The sequence below is a fragment of the Bacillus sp. FSL H8-0547 genome, assembly GCA_038002745.1.
Classification (GTDB): Bacteria; Bacillota; Bacilli; order Bacillales; family Bacillaceae; genus Bacillus_P.
Genome location: JBBODD010000001.1, coordinates 3,015,306 through 3,028,719 on the forward strand (window position 1 = coordinate 3,015,306; position 13,414 = coordinate 3,028,719).

At 47.4% G+C, this 13,414-nt stretch carries 15 protein-coding genes and 1 other annotated feature; of the genes, 13 read left to right on the forward strand and 2 right to left on the reverse strand.

Annotated elements, in window-relative coordinates; translation table 11 throughout:
• Positions 1 to 2: 2 nt before the first annotated feature.
• The 11 genes from minD (at position 3) to pheA (ending at position 8,819) form a co-directional block, all read left to right on the forward strand.
• Positions 3 to 809: a septum site-determining protein MinD gene (minD, locus tag MHB63_14830; protein MEK3807794.1), complete on the forward strand. Its 807-nt coding sequence runs from the start codon at positions 3 to 5 to the stop codon at positions 807 to 809.
• Positions 810 to 1,091: 282 nt separating this feature from the next.
• Complete coding sequence (locus MHB63_14835) at positions 1,092 to 1,868, forward strand: peptidoglycan DD-metalloendopeptidase family protein (GenBank protein ID MEK3807795.1); 777 nt, start codon at positions 1,092 to 1,094, stop codon at positions 1,866 to 1,868.
• Complete coding sequence (locus MHB63_14840) at positions 1,861 to 2,727, forward strand: M50 family metallopeptidase (protein MEK3807796.1); 867 nt, start codon at positions 1,861 to 1,863, stop codon at positions 2,725 to 2,727. The genes MHB63_14835 and MHB63_14840 overlap by 8 nt, the downstream gene beginning before the upstream one ends.
• A 59-nt stretch (positions 2,728 to 2,786) precedes the next feature.
• Complete coding sequence (locus tag MHB63_14845) at positions 2,787 to 4,217, forward strand: ribonuclease E/G (protein ID MEK3807797.1); 1,431 nt, start codon at positions 2,787 to 2,789, stop codon at positions 4,215 to 4,217.
• 52 nt (positions 4,218 to 4,269) lie between these two features.
• Positions 4,270 to 4,353: a sequence feature (ribosomal protein L21 leader region), on the forward strand.
• A 15-nt stretch (positions 4,354 to 4,368) separates the two neighbouring features.
• A complete protein-coding gene (gene rplU, locus MHB63_14850; protein MEK3807798.1) occupies positions 4,369 to 4,677 on the forward strand; it encodes a 50S ribosomal protein L21 in 309 nt (102 codons plus the stop codon).
• Between the two features lie 11 nt (positions 4,678 to 4,688).
• Entirely contained in the window at positions 4,689 to 5,042 is a 354-nt protein-coding gene (locus MHB63_14855; protein MEK3807799.1) for a ribosomal-processing cysteine protease Prp, read from the forward strand.
• A gap of 1 nt (position 5,043) precedes the next feature.
• Positions 5,044 to 5,337 carry a 50S ribosomal protein L27 gene (gene rpmA, locus MHB63_14860; GenBank protein ID MEK3807800.1) on the forward strand — a complete coding sequence of 98 codons (294 nt, stop codon included), beginning with the start codon at positions 5,044 to 5,046 and terminating at the stop codon, positions 5,335 to 5,337.
• 228 nt (positions 5,338 to 5,565) lie between these two features.
• On the forward strand, positions 5,566 to 6,114 hold the full coding sequence (locus MHB63_14865; GenBank protein ID MEK3807801.1) for a sporulation initiation phosphotransferase B: 549 nt from the start codon (positions 5,566 to 5,568) through the stop codon (positions 6,112 to 6,114).
• Between the two features lie 22 nt (positions 6,115 to 6,136).
• On the forward strand, positions 6,137 to 7,423 hold the full coding sequence (gene obgE / locus MHB63_14870) for a GTPase ObgE (protein MEK3807802.1): 1,287 nt from the start codon (positions 6,137 to 6,139) through the stop codon (positions 7,421 to 7,423).
• 75 nt (positions 7,424 to 7,498) lie between these two features.
• Entirely contained in the window at positions 7,499 to 7,942 is a 444-nt protein-coding gene (locus MHB63_14875; protein ID MEK3807803.1) for an ACT domain-containing protein, read from the forward strand.
• Between the two features lie 19 nt (positions 7,943 to 7,961).
• On the forward strand, positions 7,962 to 8,819 hold the full coding sequence (gene pheA / locus MHB63_14880) for a prephenate dehydratase (protein MEK3807804.1): 858 nt from the start codon (positions 7,962 to 7,964) through the stop codon (positions 8,817 to 8,819).
• A 413-nt stretch (positions 8,820 to 9,232) separates the two neighbouring features.
• Here the strand turns inward: pheA and MHB63_14885 are convergent, their stop codons facing one another.
• On the reverse strand, positions 9,233 to 9,769 hold the full coding sequence (locus tag MHB63_14885; protein MEK3807805.1) for a transcription repressor NadR: 537 nt from the start codon (positions 9,767 to 9,769) through the stop codon (positions 9,233 to 9,235).
• A gap of 6 nt (positions 9,770 to 9,775) precedes the next feature.
• The gene (locus MHB63_14890) at positions 9,776 to 10,918 is read right to left on the reverse strand and encodes an IscS subfamily cysteine desulfurase (protein ID MEK3807806.1); all 1,143 of its coding nucleotides are present in this window, start codon (positions 10,916 to 10,918) and stop codon (positions 9,776 to 9,778) included.
• Between the two features lie 93 nt (positions 10,919 to 11,011).
• On the opposite strand from MHB63_14890, the gene nadB reads away from it, so the two are divergent.
• Positions 11,012 to 12,586 (forward strand): L-aspartate oxidase, encoded by a 1,575-nt coding sequence (nadB, locus tag MHB63_14895; protein ID MEK3807807.1) that lies wholly within the window; start codon positions 11,012 to 11,014, stop codon positions 12,584 to 12,586.
• Positions 12,573 to 13,403 carry a carboxylating nicotinate-nucleotide diphosphorylase gene (nadC, locus tag MHB63_14900; protein ID MEK3807808.1) on the forward strand — a complete coding sequence of 277 codons (831 nt, stop codon included), beginning with the start codon at positions 12,573 to 12,575 and terminating at the stop codon, positions 13,401 to 13,403. The genes nadB and nadC overlap by 14 nt, the downstream gene beginning before the upstream one ends.
• Positions 13,404 to 13,414: the final 11 nt, after the last annotated feature.

Genomic DNA, 13,414 nt, shown 5'->3' on the forward strand with positions numbered 1-13,414 from the left:
CCGTGGGTGAGGCAATCGTTATTACCTCTGGCAAAGGCGGAGTTGGAAAAACAACGACTTCTGCCAATCTAGGAACATCATTGGCGATTTTAGGAAAACGGGTATGTCTCATTGATACTGACATCGGTCTTCGAAACCTCGATGTTGTAATGGGACTTGAAAACCGGATCATTTATGATCTGGTGGATGTTGTAGAAGGGCGCTGCAAAATTCATCAGGCTCTGGTTAAAGATAAACGCTTTGAAGACAGGCTTTACCTGCTTCCTGCTGCTCAGACGAGCGACAAGTCGGCTGTGAATCCCGACCAGATGAAAAAGCTTGTTGATGAGCTGAAACAGGACTACGATTATATCGTGATCGACTGTCCGGCAGGCATTGAGCAGGGCTTTAAAAACGCAGTCGCAGGGGCGGACAAGGCAATTGTCGTAACAACTCCCGAAACATCTGCGGTGCGGGATGCAGACCGAATTATCGGACTGCTTGAACGTGAAGAAAGCATTGAGCCTCCAAAACTTGTGATTAACCGGATACGGAATCATCTCGTAAAAGACGGCGATATGCTTGATATAGATGATATTGTTGCTCATCTGTCGATTGACCTCATTGGGATTGTAGCGGATGACGATGATGTGATTAAAGCTTCCAATAAAGGCGAGCCGATCGCAATGGACGCTTCAAACCGCGCATCCATTGCCTACCGGAACATCGCGCGCCGGATCCTTGGCGAAGCCGTTCCTCTTCAGTCGCTTGAGGATGCGAATCCGGGCATGTTTACAAAAATCAAACGCTTTTTCGGTGTAAGAGTATAAACGGGCAGTCTCCTTATTCAGGGAGGCTGTTTTTTTCGTTGTTAAGTAAATTATAAAGAATAATAGGCTAACATAACAAAGTCATCATCGTCCAGCTCCAGCACCTAAATCCTCTGTCAGAACAAATCCGGCAAAAAAGTCAAAACCGGACTTTTCTGCCGGATTCTTATCTGTCTATCGGAGCGGGCCTTGGCGCTTGCGCTTTTGTATCAGGGCTTGTCATAATCCCGTCGGACAAGGCATATGATGCAGTAAATGTGCTATGAGGGGATGGGAGCTGCAATGGGGAATCGTGCGGATGATCTGCGGAAAAAAATGGCGAAAAGAAAACGGGAGCTCCGTTTGGGGGATGCTTCTAAACGGGATCCCAAACCGTTTTCAGCTCTTCCTTACACGGATGATGAGGAGAAATACAGCGGCGCTGCGTATCATTCGTACGATCCCGGCAGTGACGCCGGGGGAGGAAAGCATCCGCTGTTTAAGCCGGATGTGTTTATGTTCAAACTGCTGATCGGCGCCTGTCTTGTGCTGGTATCAGCGATCGTGTTTAAAAATGATTCGCCTCCGTTTGAAAAGGTTCAGCATGTTGTCACAAGCACGTTTGAAGAAGAGTTCCAGTTTGCGAGAATATCAAAATGGTACGGGGAACAGTTCGGTGACCCTCTGGCTCTGATAAAGCCTGCTGCTGACAAACAGCCTGCTTCAGACCAGTATACCGCTCCTGCATCAGGCAAGGTGCTTGAAACGTTTGAAGACAATGGCCAGGGTGTGATGGTAGAAACAAGCAGCACGCTTGTGGAAGCGATGAATGAGGGTATCGTCATTGAAATCGGAAAAAAGGAAGAGTCAGGTCTGACGGTAGTCGTCCAGCATGACGATTCAACAGAAAGCTGGTACGGAAACCTCGAAGAAGTGCAGGTTTCCCTGTATGACTTTGTTGAGAACGGCAAAGAAATCGGCAAAATCAAAGCAGCAGAAGATCAAAAGGGAACGTATTATTTTGCTATTAAAAAGGGTGAGCAATTTATAGACCCGATACAGGTGATCTCCTTTGAATAAATATTTGTCTGTGTTTCTTCACATTCATATTCACCCCATTCTATGGCTGATCATGGGAATCTCGGTCATGACTGCCCACTTTCAGTCACTGTTGATTCTGCTTGTGATCATTCTTGTGCATGAGCTTGGGCACGCAATGGCTGCAAGACATTTTGACTGGAGGCTGAAATCAATTGTCCTCCTTCCATTTGGAGGGGTGGCAGAAGTTGAGGAGCATGGGAACAGGCCGCTGAAGGAAGAGCTTATTACGATTGCTGCGGGACCGTTTCAGCATCTTCCTCTGCAGGGAGCTGCCTTTCTTTTGTTTTCAGCAGGCTATATGAGTCCGGAAACGTTTCAGCTTTTTACGTTTTACAACGGAATGATCTTTCTGTTTAATCTGCTGCCGATCTGGCCGCTGGATGGCGGAAAGCTGCTGTTTTTGTTTGTATCTGTGAGGCGGTCCTATCAGGAGGCCCACCGATTGATGCTGATGGTGTCAGCTGTTTTTCTTGGGGTGTATTTGCTGGTTTTCCTCTTGTTTTCTCCGCAGCAGCTGAACGTCTGGATCATTGCAGGGTTTCTCATCTATTCCTTATATACTGAATACAAACACCGAAGCTTTGTAAGCATGCGTTTTCTGCTTGAGAGGTATTACGGCAATAAACAGGACCCGGGGATCCTTGAGCCGATTGTAGTAGATGAGGATGAGATGATTTATCAGACTCTCCTGAAGTTCAGGAGGGGATGCAAGCACCCGATTATTGTAGAACGTGACGGAAAAAAACTGTTTGAGCTTGATGAAAATGAGCTGCTGCATGCTTATTTTGCCGATAAACGCGTGCAGTCGACAGTCGGTGAGCTGAACTACCTCTATTGACGCTGGCCTCATAAAATGAGTAAATAAGAGAAAGCACTTATAGAAATGAGGATGTTTCATTGCGTACGTTACTTTTCAATGCAAAGGGCAGTGAGAACCGCTGCGCGCTGCTTGAAGACAAAGATGTTCAGGAAATACACATTCATCATATACATGAAACGGCCGGCGCCATTTACGCGGGCCGTGTTTTAAATGTTCTGAAGGGAATGGCGGCTGCGTTTGTTGATATCGGGTCGGAGAAAAACGGCTATCTTTCTGTCCATGATCTTCCTTCCTCTATGGAAAAAAGAATAAGAGAAGGACAGCAGATCATCGTTCAGGTGGCAAAAGAGGCAACAGAGCATAAAGGGCCAAAACTCACAGCAAAACTGGAGTTTGGCGGACAGTATCTTGTTTATATGCCTGATTCCGGATATACAGCCGTCTCTAAAAAAATTGAAGACTCCGCTGAAAGAGAGAGGCTGCTTGCCATCGGAGCCTCTCTTTGCAAAGAAGAAGAAGGCCTTGTTTTCAGGACCGCGGCAAACGGAAGAGAGAAAGAGGAACTCACGCGTGAATTTGATTATTTAAAAGGGAAATACGAAGAAGTAAAAATGAAGAAACCGGAAAAAGTGCCATCCCTGCTTGCCGAGGGGACACCGTTTTTTGACCGGATGCTGCGGGAGTATGACCTGGGGGAAGTTGACCGGATTGTCTGTGATGATAGTGAGCTTGCTCTGGATCTTAAAGCGCGGTGCAGAGGGGCGGAGGTGATCTTTCACCAGTCTAAGCAGCCGGTCTTTGAAGCGTATGGGGTTGAACAGGAAATGGAGAAAGCCCTCAAGAGGATCGTTTGGCTGCCGAATGGCTCGTACCTTGTGATCGATAAGACTGAGGCCATGACTGTCATTGATGTCAATACTGGGAAATTTTCCGGCAAGAGCTCTCTTCAGGATACGGTGCTGAAGACAAATCTTGCAGCAGCAAAGGAAGCAGCCCGCCAAATCAGGCTCCGCAATCTGAGCGGAATGATCATTATTGATTTCATTGATATGGACAGGCAGGATGACAGGCAGGCTGTTCTCTCTGAAATGCTGAAAGAGGCGAAACGGGATAAGGTGCAGTCACGGATCATCGGGTTTACCCAGATGAATATTTTTCAGATGACAAGAAAAAGAGTCCGGCCAGATCTTGCCTCCCTGCTGATGAGCCCCTGTCCGCACTGCAGCGGCACCGGAACGGTCGTTTCAGCGGAAACGACAGCGTTCAGACTTGAGCGGGAGCTGTGGGAGCGGCAGTATATGGAGCATGAAGCCGTTTTAGTCGAACTTCCGGAGGACGCGGCAAGGATTTTCAGGGGAGAACAGGACGAGCATGTAAAGCGTCTTGAGAGCGTTCTGCATTTTCGCATCTTCCTGAATCCGTCGTCTGAAACAGGCACATACAGAATTGTTCACCAGGGAGACGCGGAAGAAATCATCCGCCTGCTGAAAAATAAAGAGAAAATGTGATTGACACAGATAGCCCGCTTTTGATAGTATTGTTATGTTATTGATTGTAGCACCCGTGCTACAACCGCTCAGATGCAGGTATAAAGCCTTTCGGATTATCCGGAACACCTGTCTGCTGGCGAGTCTGAGTCTAATTAGGAGGTGCATAGGAATGTACGCAATTATTGAAACTGGTGGCAAACAAATCAAAGTAGAAGCTGGTCAGGCGATCTACGTTGAAAAGCTTGCTGGTGAGCAAGGTGACACTGTTACTTTTGACCGAGTATTATTTATCGGCGGAGATGACGTGAAAGTTGGAAGCCCGATCGTTGCTGGTGCGACTGTTACAGCGAAAGTTGAAAAACAGGGCCGCGCTAAAAAGATCACTGTATTCAAATACAAGGCTAAGAAAAACTACCGCAAAAAGCAAGGTCATCGTCAGCCATACACGAAACTTGTTATTGATGCAATCAACGCTTAAGGCTTTTTAAGATGATAAAAGCAGTCATTAACCGCTCTCGCAGCGGCTTAATTGAATCGTTTACATTATCTGGACATGCCGATTTCGATGTTCACGGCAAGGACATTGTCTGTGCTGGAGCATCTGCTGTCGCATTCGGCGCTGTTAATGCAGTACATAAATTAACAGGCATAACGCCGATTGTCGAGCAGGGCGGCGACGGAGGATATCTTTCGTTTCAGCTGCCGCAGGAACTGGAGCAGGATGCAGCCGCCAAGGCACAGCTTCTGCTTGAGGGAATGCTTGTTTCTCTGCAGTCAATTGAACTTAGCTACGGACATTTCATACACATTGTTATAAATAACAACCAGCAGGAGGTGGACTAGAATGTTTTTAACTTTAGATCTTCAGTTCTTCGCTTCTAAAAAAGGAGTAGGTTCTACTAAGAACGGACGTGATTCAATCTCTAAGCGTCTTGGCGCTAAGAGTGCAGATGGCGAATTCGTAAGCGGTGGTTCTATCCTTTTCCGTCAGCGTGGTACGAAAATTTATCCAGGTGAAAACGTTGGCCGCGGCGGCGACGACACTCTTTTCGCGAAAGTGGACGGAGTTGTGCGTTTCGAGCGTTTCGGACGTGACCGCAAAAAAGTTAGCGTATATCCTGTAGCACAAGAAGCATAATTTCTTTAGGAAAACTCTAGCCCACGGTTAGAGTTTTTCTTTTGTTTAATAAATGCAAACGATGGCAGCCTCATTCAATACCCCCCATCTAGCTGATTCCTTCTGCTTTTTTCAAATTGCCCTTATTTTCCCCTGGATTGTTTGTTATAATTTAGTACGACATTCAGTTTCCAAGTTGAAACTCCTAGAGAAATGAATAGAGAAAGATAAGGGAGCAGGAGTGCCGACATGAAAAAAACAAATGAAGAGTGGAATATTGTCGAGGTGCTGAGTCATTCCCGCCACGACTGGATGAATAAACTTCAGTTACTAAAAGGAAACATAACGCTGAATAAATATGACCGCGTACAGCAGATTATTGAAGAAATTGTGATTGAATCCCAGAATGAATCAAAACTCTGCAATCTGAAGATGCTTTCGTTTGCAAGCATGCTGATGACATTTAACTGGCACAGGCATCACTATGCCCTCGAATACGAGGTGCTTGGCACTGCGTGTGATTTGTCTGAACTCGATCAGACAGCAACAGAGTGGTGCGGAAAATTCTTTCAGATTCTTGATGATGCTGCGGACCGCTGCGCTGAAAATCATATGAGCATTACAATAGAAACAGAAGCCAATCAAAGACAAGCCCGGTTCTTTTTTGACTTTAACGGCATAATAACAGATAAAGCACTGTTATTAAACTGGCTGAAGGCAAATGAGCAAAGCGGGGTTGAAGTGAAGCACTATGAGCTTTCCCCGAATGAATTGACCGTTGCGGTTGAACTTGCATAATTGGCTTGGACGGAGGATTACCATGTTTATAGATCAGGTGAAGATATATGTGAAAGGCGGAGACGGGGGCAATGGCCTTGTCGCGTTCCGCAGAGAAAAATACGTACCGAAGGGCGGACCTGCAGGCGGAGACGGCGGTAAAGGCGCAGATGTCATTTTCCAGGTGGAAGAAGGACTGCGCACACTGATGGATTTCCGCTATCAGCGCCACTTTAAAGCAGACCGCGGACAGCACGGCATGTCCAAAAACCAGCACGGGCGAAATGCGGAGGCGATGATTGTCAAAGTTCCGCCGGGTACCGTTGTGATGGAAGAAGAAACAAGAACGGTTATTGCTGATTTAACAGAGCACGGCCAGCAGGCTGTTATTGCAAAAGGCGGACGCGGAGGACGCGGAAACAGCCGTTTTGCCACTCCTGCAAACCCGGCACCGGAGCTTTCTGAAAACGGTGAGCCTGGTCAGGAGCGAAACATCATCATGGAGCTTAAGCTTCTTGCAGATGTAGGACTTGTCGGTTTTCCGAGCGTAGGAAAATCAACGCTTCTTTCTGTTGTCAGTTCCGCAAAACCGAAAATTGCAGAATACCACTTTACAACGCTTGTTCCAAACCTTGGAGTGGTTGAAACGGGCGATGGCCGAAGCTTCGTCATGGCAGATCTTCCGGGTCTGATCGAAGGGGCGCATGAAGGTGTCGGACTTGGCCACCAGTTCCTCCGCCACATCGAGCGTACACGCGTCATTGTGCATGTGATCGACATGTCGAGCGGCGAAGGCCGCGATCCTTATGAGGATTATCTGACAATCAATGCGGAGCTAAAGGAATACAACCTGCGTCTGACTGAAAGACCGCAGATTATTGTAGCCAACAAAATGGACATGCCTGAGTCAGAAGAAAATCTGAAAATCTTCAAAGAGAAGCTTGAGGACGACCTTCCGATTTTCCCTGTTTCAGCCATTACCCGCGAAGGTGTGCGCGAACTGCTTTATGAAGTGATGAATACGATTGAGAAGACGCCTGAGTTCCCTCTTTATGAGGAAGAGGATCTGTCTGATCACCGCGTCCTTTATAAATTCGATAAAGAGGCAGCGGAGTTTGAAATCAACCGTGACAGCGACGGTACGTTCAACGTAACAGGAGAGAAAGTCGAATATCTCTTCAAAATGACAAACTTCCAGCGCGAAGAATCAATCCGCCGCTTTGCAAGACAGCTTCGCGGACTTGGTGTCGATGAAGCCCTGCGTCAGCGCGGAGCGAAAGACGGCGATATTGTTCGTCTGCTTGATTTTGAATTTGAATTTGTTGAATAGTCATGAAAGAAGAGCGATTGCCTGCTCTTCTTTTTTCAAAAGGAAAAAAGTGCAGTTTTCATAAAGGAGAAGGTCATGAAAGAAGAAACCTTTTTTTTAGTAAGAGAAGATGTTCTGCCGGAAGCGATGAGAAAAACACTTGAAGTGAAGCAGCTCATTGAGCGGAAGAAAGCGGAATCGGTTGCAGAAGCTGTTCAGCGCGTTGATATGAGCAGAAGCGCCTATTATAAATACCGAGATGCCGTTTTTCCGTTTCACACCATGGTGAATGAACGGATTATCACACTTTTTTTCCATCTTGAGGACCGTTCCGGTACATTGTCCCAGCTGCTTGCAGTTGTCGCATCGGCAGGGTGCAATGTTCTGACGATTCACCAGACCATTCCTCTTCAGGGGAGGGCAAACGTCACGCTGTCCCTGAACACCAATGGAATGAAAGAAGATATAAACAGTGTCATGGCAAAGCTTAAACGGCTTGAATTTGTGGAGAAAGTAGAGATATTAGGATCTGGAGCTTAGCGAGGAGAGGATTACAAGTATGTCTTTTAAGGTTGGCTATTTAGGGCCTGCAGCTACGTTTACCCATCTTGCAGTGACGAAATATTTTGAAGATGAAGCAGAGCAGATACCGTTTTTGAATATACCCAAATGCATAGATGCCGTTGCGGCTGGTGAAATTGATGTCGCGGTCGTTCCGCTTGAGAACGCTCTTGAAGGATCTGTTAACTTAACAGTGGATTACCTCGTGCATGAACAGCCGCTGCCGATTGTAGGGGAGATTGTTGCGCCGATTCAGCAGCATCTATTAGTGCATCCTGAAAGAGAACATTGCTGGGAAGAGACGGAGAAAGTATACTCCCACTCCCACGCCATTGCCCAGTGCCATAAATTCCTGCACCGGGAGCTTCCGGATGCAGCCTACGAAAATGCCGCCTCAACCGGTGCTGCTGCAAAATACATACAGGAACATCCTGAAGAAAAGGTTGCGGCCATCGCAAATGAGCTGGCAGCTAAAGAATACGGGCTGAAAATGGTCAGAAGGGATATTCATGATTACCCCCATAACCATACGCGCTTTGCCGTGCTTCATCCCGACAAGTCAGGATCCTTCAGAACAAATTTAAGAAAAGTAACTGACCGGACCACCCTGATGATTACCCTGCCATCCGATCAGTCAGGAGCCCTGCATCAGGTGCTCTCTGCGTTTTCATGGAGAAAGCTCAATCTCTCAAAGATTGAGTCGCGGCCGATGAAAACCGGTCTCGGCAATTACTTTTTTATCGTGGACATTGATATGAAGTTAGATGAAGTCCTTATCCCGGGTGCAACGGCAGAGCTTGAAGCCCTTGGCTGCGGAGTCAGGATTTTAGGGACATACTCGGCTTATGCCATTTAGATAGAAAACGGCTATTAGCCATAAAGAAGACAGGCAGGATTCCAGATTTGGATCCTGCCTGTCTTTTTTGTCGTGATTAAAGGATTTTAGTAGCACTCAGCAGAGTAGCACCCAGAAATCAAAGCAAAGCTTCTCCGAAGTGGCAGCACTCGGGCGAGTAATGCCACAACGCAATATAAAAGTTGTACCGAAGTGGCACCATTAGGGTGAGAAGCGCCACAACTGATTGGAAAAGTCACGCCGAAGTGGCAGCACTCGGGCGAGTAATGCCACAACGCAATATAAAAGTTGTACCGAAGTGGCACCATTAGGGTGAGAAGCGCCACAACTCATTGGAAAAATCGCGCCGAAGTGGCAGCACTCGGGCGAATAATGCCACAACTCAACAAAAAGTTGCGCCGAAAAGGCAACACTCAATCATCCTCATCCACCAAAAATCCTTCAGCTTTAAGTGCAGCACATGCTTCATCTATTTTTTCCTGCCTGTCTGCTGCCAGGGTGTGAAGGTGGAGACCTTCTGTCAGCTGTGATAAGTAGGCGGCGTTGCGGTCTTCAATTTTTTTGATGAAATCTTTGACTTCCTTGCGGTTGCTGACCATGATGGAGGCTGTCAGTTCCCCGTAGACAGGATGTTCGATTATTACATCCCTGACCGTTACCCCGTGGTCCACAATCAGGTTCAGCTCTTCTTCTGTTGCTTCAGGGCCATGGCTGCTTGCGATGATCCGCTTGTAAACAGGCAGCTCTTCTTTATCCTGCATGACATACACATAGCCCTGACTTGTCGCAAGAATGGGTTCATTTTGAGCTTTCAGAAGGGAGATATCCTGCACAATGACCTGTCTGCTCACATTTGTCCGCTGCGCAATCTCGCTCCCCTTCAGCGGTTCGTCCGCTTCCTTCAGCCAGTTAAGGATCACATTTCTTCTTTCATTACCCGGAATTTTCATTCTTTCTTACGTCCTTTCTGCCTGTCTTTCGCTGAGCGTCCGGCCGATAATGCCGGCCATTTTTTTCAGATCTTCAGCCGTGGTGTATTTACCTGTTGAGATCCTGATGTACTGCAGGGCAGCCTGAGGTGACAAGCCAATGGAAAGAAGAGATCTGGAAGGCTCCTGCATGCCGATTTGACAGGCCGTTCCTGTTGAAATGGCGACACCTCTCCGGTTGCTCTCAAGCAGCATATACTGCCCTTCGATTCCTTTTATGTGAAGGCCGATAATCGACGGCACCTGATCTGAGCTGTGCTGGTTGATGATGTGCACATGCTCTTTAAAGGGCTTCAGCATCTCGAAAAAAACGTCCCGCAATTCACTGAGCCTTAAAGATTCAGATTCCATATCCGAACACGCCTGTTCAGCTGCAGTTGCAAATGCTGCAATCCCTGGAACGTTTACGGTGCCCGCCCGGAATCCATTTTCGTGTGTTCCCCCGTGGATGTATGGATTAAAAACATGCCGCGGATTTAAATATAAACAGCCGACCCCTTTTGGCCCGTAAATCTTATGGCTTGAAAGAGACACTGCATCAAGTCCCCACTCATCAGCCTTAAGAGAGACCTTCCCGAACGACTGAACACAGTCACTGTGAAAATAAACCGGCTGCATTAAAAGCCACTGGCCGATCTCCTGCAGATTCTGTATACAGCCTATTTCCGAATTTACGTGCTGAACGGTCACCAGTGCGGTGTTTTCGCGAACTGCTTCTTTAATACTGTCCACATGTAGTTTACCATGATTGTCCGGCATTAAAAATGTTACCTCATAGCCTTTTCCCTGTAAAAACGTCAAGTAGTTATAGATCGACGAATGCTCTAATGCGGATGCAATGATGTGGTTTTTTCCCTCCGCATTCGCCAAAAGAGTGTCAACAGCAAGCACATTTGACTCGCTGCCGCCTGATGTAAAGCAAATTCCCTTAGCCGTACCGCCTATAAGACCTGCAAGTTTTCTCCGGCATGCCTCAAGCAATGAACCCGCAAGATCTCCTTCATCATGAAGACTGTTGCTGTTGGCAAACGCCTTCCTGGACGCTTCAGAAAATACATGAAGAGCCTCTTCACTAAGCGGAGCTGCTGCTGCGTAATCAAGATAGATCATCCCATTCTCTCCTCCAAAAAAATCTCTTGTCATTAGTTTAGTTTTGTGTAAATATAGGTGTCAAGACACTTGTAAAGAATGGGGGTTATTTTTTTGCCTCAAACGGATGTATTAATCATTGGAAGCGGCATCGCAGCTTTATCTGCAGCCTGTCAGCTGCAAAAAACGAAAAAAGTGACCATCCTGACCAAAGGGGCGAAAGTCAGCAGCAATTCGATGCTTGCTCAAGGCGGGATTGCTGCCGCCATTCGTGCGAATGACAGCTTCAAGAATCATGCCGAGGATACGCTTAATGCCGGTCATTTTCATAATGATGATGAAGCTGTTGAGCTGCTTGTCAGGCAGGGAGCAAAAGACGTTCTTTCACTGGCAGAAAACGGGCTTCCTTTTGACAGGGACAGCAGAGGCGAGCTCCTACTTGGCATGGAAGGCGCTCACAGCTTCAGCCGAATTCTCCATGCAGGAGGAGATGCCACAGGAAGAGCGATGATGCGGTTTCTTTTGTCCTGCCTGAATGAAAACACGGTCATTCATGAAAACGAGATGGTGCTTGAATTGATTGTGGAAAACGGAGTATGCCTCGGTGCCGTTTCAAGATCTCAGAACGGACTTGTAAACACGCATACTGCCCAGCATACAATTCTTGCGACAGGCGGCTGCGGAAAGCTGTATCAGCACTCGTCCAATGCTGACGGCATTACAGGAGACGGCCTTGCACTTGCATACAGAGCAGGCGCGGTGCTTGCGGATATGGAATTTACCCAGTTTCACCCGACGATGCTGCTTGCAGGCGGCGGGTGTGCCGGACTGATCTCTGAGGCAGTAAGAGGGGAAGGGGCCTTTCTTCAAAATGATTTGGGCGAACGGATCATGGAAGGCATCCATCCTCTTAAAGACCTTGCGCCGAGAGACATCGTTGCACGCGTTATCTTTTCGCAGATCAAAAAGGGGCGGAGCGTTTATCTGAACATCCTGCCGGTTTCAAGCTTTGAAGAACGGTTTCCGACCATTACGGCTATGTGCAGGAAATATAACATAGCGATTGAAAACGGACTGCTCCCGGTTGCGCCGGGCATGCATTTTTTAATGGGCGGCATCAAGACCGATCTGCATGGCCGGACATCTGTCAGCAGGCTTTATGCTGCAGGAGAAACGGCGTGCACGGGGGTTCATGGAGCAAACAGGCTGGCGAGCAACTCCCTGCTTGAAGGCCTGGTCTTCGGAAAGCGTCTGGCAAACAAGATACAGAGCATCCAGGAAACAGTTGATCTAAAAGGATCGGATGCACAAGTATTCTCATATCCTGCAGATATCGATTTGCCGGAACAGGAAGACATTCAGCAGGTGATGACCGCATATGCGGGAATTGAACGGACTGAGAAAGATCTTGCGAAAGCATTGCACTGGTTTGAAAAATGGCTGAAGCCGTATTGGGCTATTAATGTGAAAGACCTCACAAATGATAGTGCTGAACGTCTTAATATGATGACCTCAGGCTGGCTGATTGTATCGGCTGCTCTTCAGAGGACCGAAAGCAGAGGAGGTCACTGCCGATTGGATTTTCCAGGATCAAACGATGCATTCTGGCTGAAAAAACAAATTCTTCTTTCGAAAAAAGGGTGCAGCTATCAACAACATTCAGAGGTGAAGATCATTGAATTTACTTAAATTAAAAAAGCAGCTGGAAAGTTTTTTTACAGAAGACATCGGAGACTTTGATGCAACGAGCACGTTCATTTTTTCGGAAGGACAGACAGGTACTGCTGTTATCCGTGCAAAGGAAGATGGTATTTTCGCCGGTGAAGAAGTGCTGAAAGCCGGATATGCCGTTTTAGACCCGCGGGTTAACGTCCAGGTTCTGAAACGGGACGGAGAGGCCATTTACAGGGGGGAAAAGGCGGCTGTCATGACCGGGCCGATTGCATCCATCTTGACAGGAGAGCGAGTCGTGCTGAATCTTCTGCAACGGATGAGCGGAATTGCAACTCTGACCAATCAGGCGGTAAAGCTGCTGAATTCAGATCATACGAAAATCTGCGATACAAGAAAAACGACTCCGGGCCTCAGAATGATTGAAAAATATGCTGTCAGGTGCGGAGGAGGGTACAACCACAGATTTGGACTGTATGACGGCATCATGCTGAAAGATAACCATATCGCAAGCGCGGGCTCGATTGCTGAAGCGGTTCAAAAAGCAAGAGCGAAAGCAGGGCATATGATCAAAATTGAGGTTGAGATTGAAACGGAGCAGCAGCTGCACGAGGCCATCGCGGCACGCGCAGATATTATTATGTTTGATAACCGGACCCCGATTGAAGCGGCAGCTTTTGCAGCCATCACACCAGACTCCATTATTACTGAAGCATCAGGGGGCATTACGCTTGAAAATTTAGCAGATTACGGGCGCACGGGAGTGGACTATGTTTCACTAGGTATGCTGACTCATTCCGCAAAGGCGCTTGATTTGAGCATGAATGTAGAATAGAAGGGGGAACG

Excerpts from the sequence above, each read along its gene's own strand:
- MHB63_14875 (MEK3807803.1), top strand. The coding sequence starts at position 7,499 with ATGAAAGAAGAAACCTTTTTTTTAGTAAGAGAAGATGTTCTGCCGGAA.
- MHB63_14855 (MEK3807799.1), top strand. The coding sequence starts at position 4,689 with ATGATAAAAGCAGTCATTAACCGCTCTCGCAGCGGCTTAATTGAATCG.
- obgE (MEK3807802.1), top strand. The coding sequence starts at position 6,137 with ATGTTTATAGATCAGGTGAAGATATATGTGAAAGGCGGAGACGGGGGC.
- MHB63_14885 (MEK3807805.1), bottom strand. The coding sequence starts at position 9,769 with ATGAAAATTCCGGGTAATGAAAGAAGAAATGTGATCCTTAACTGGCTG.
- MHB63_14865 (MEK3807801.1), top strand. The coding sequence starts at position 5,566 with ATGAAAAAAACAAATGAAGAGTGGAATATTGTCGAGGTGCTGAGTCAT.
- rpmA (MEK3807800.1), top strand. The coding sequence starts at position 5,044 with ATGTTTTTAACTTTAGATCTTCAGTTCTTCGCTTCTAAAAAAGGAGTA.
- pheA (MEK3807804.1), top strand. The coding sequence starts at position 7,962 with ATGTCTTTTAAGGTTGGCTATTTAGGGCCTGCAGCTACGTTTACCCAT.
- MHB63_14835 (MEK3807795.1), top strand. The coding sequence starts at position 1,092 with ATGGGGAATCGTGCGGATGATCTGCGGAAAAAAATGGCGAAAAGAAAA.
- rplU (MEK3807798.1), top strand. The coding sequence starts at position 4,369 with ATGTACGCAATTATTGAAACTGGTGGCAAACAAATCAAAGTAGAAGCT.
- MHB63_14890 (MEK3807806.1), bottom strand. The coding sequence starts at position 10,918 with ATGATCTATCTTGATTACGCAGCAGCAGCTCCGCTTAGTGAAGAGGCT.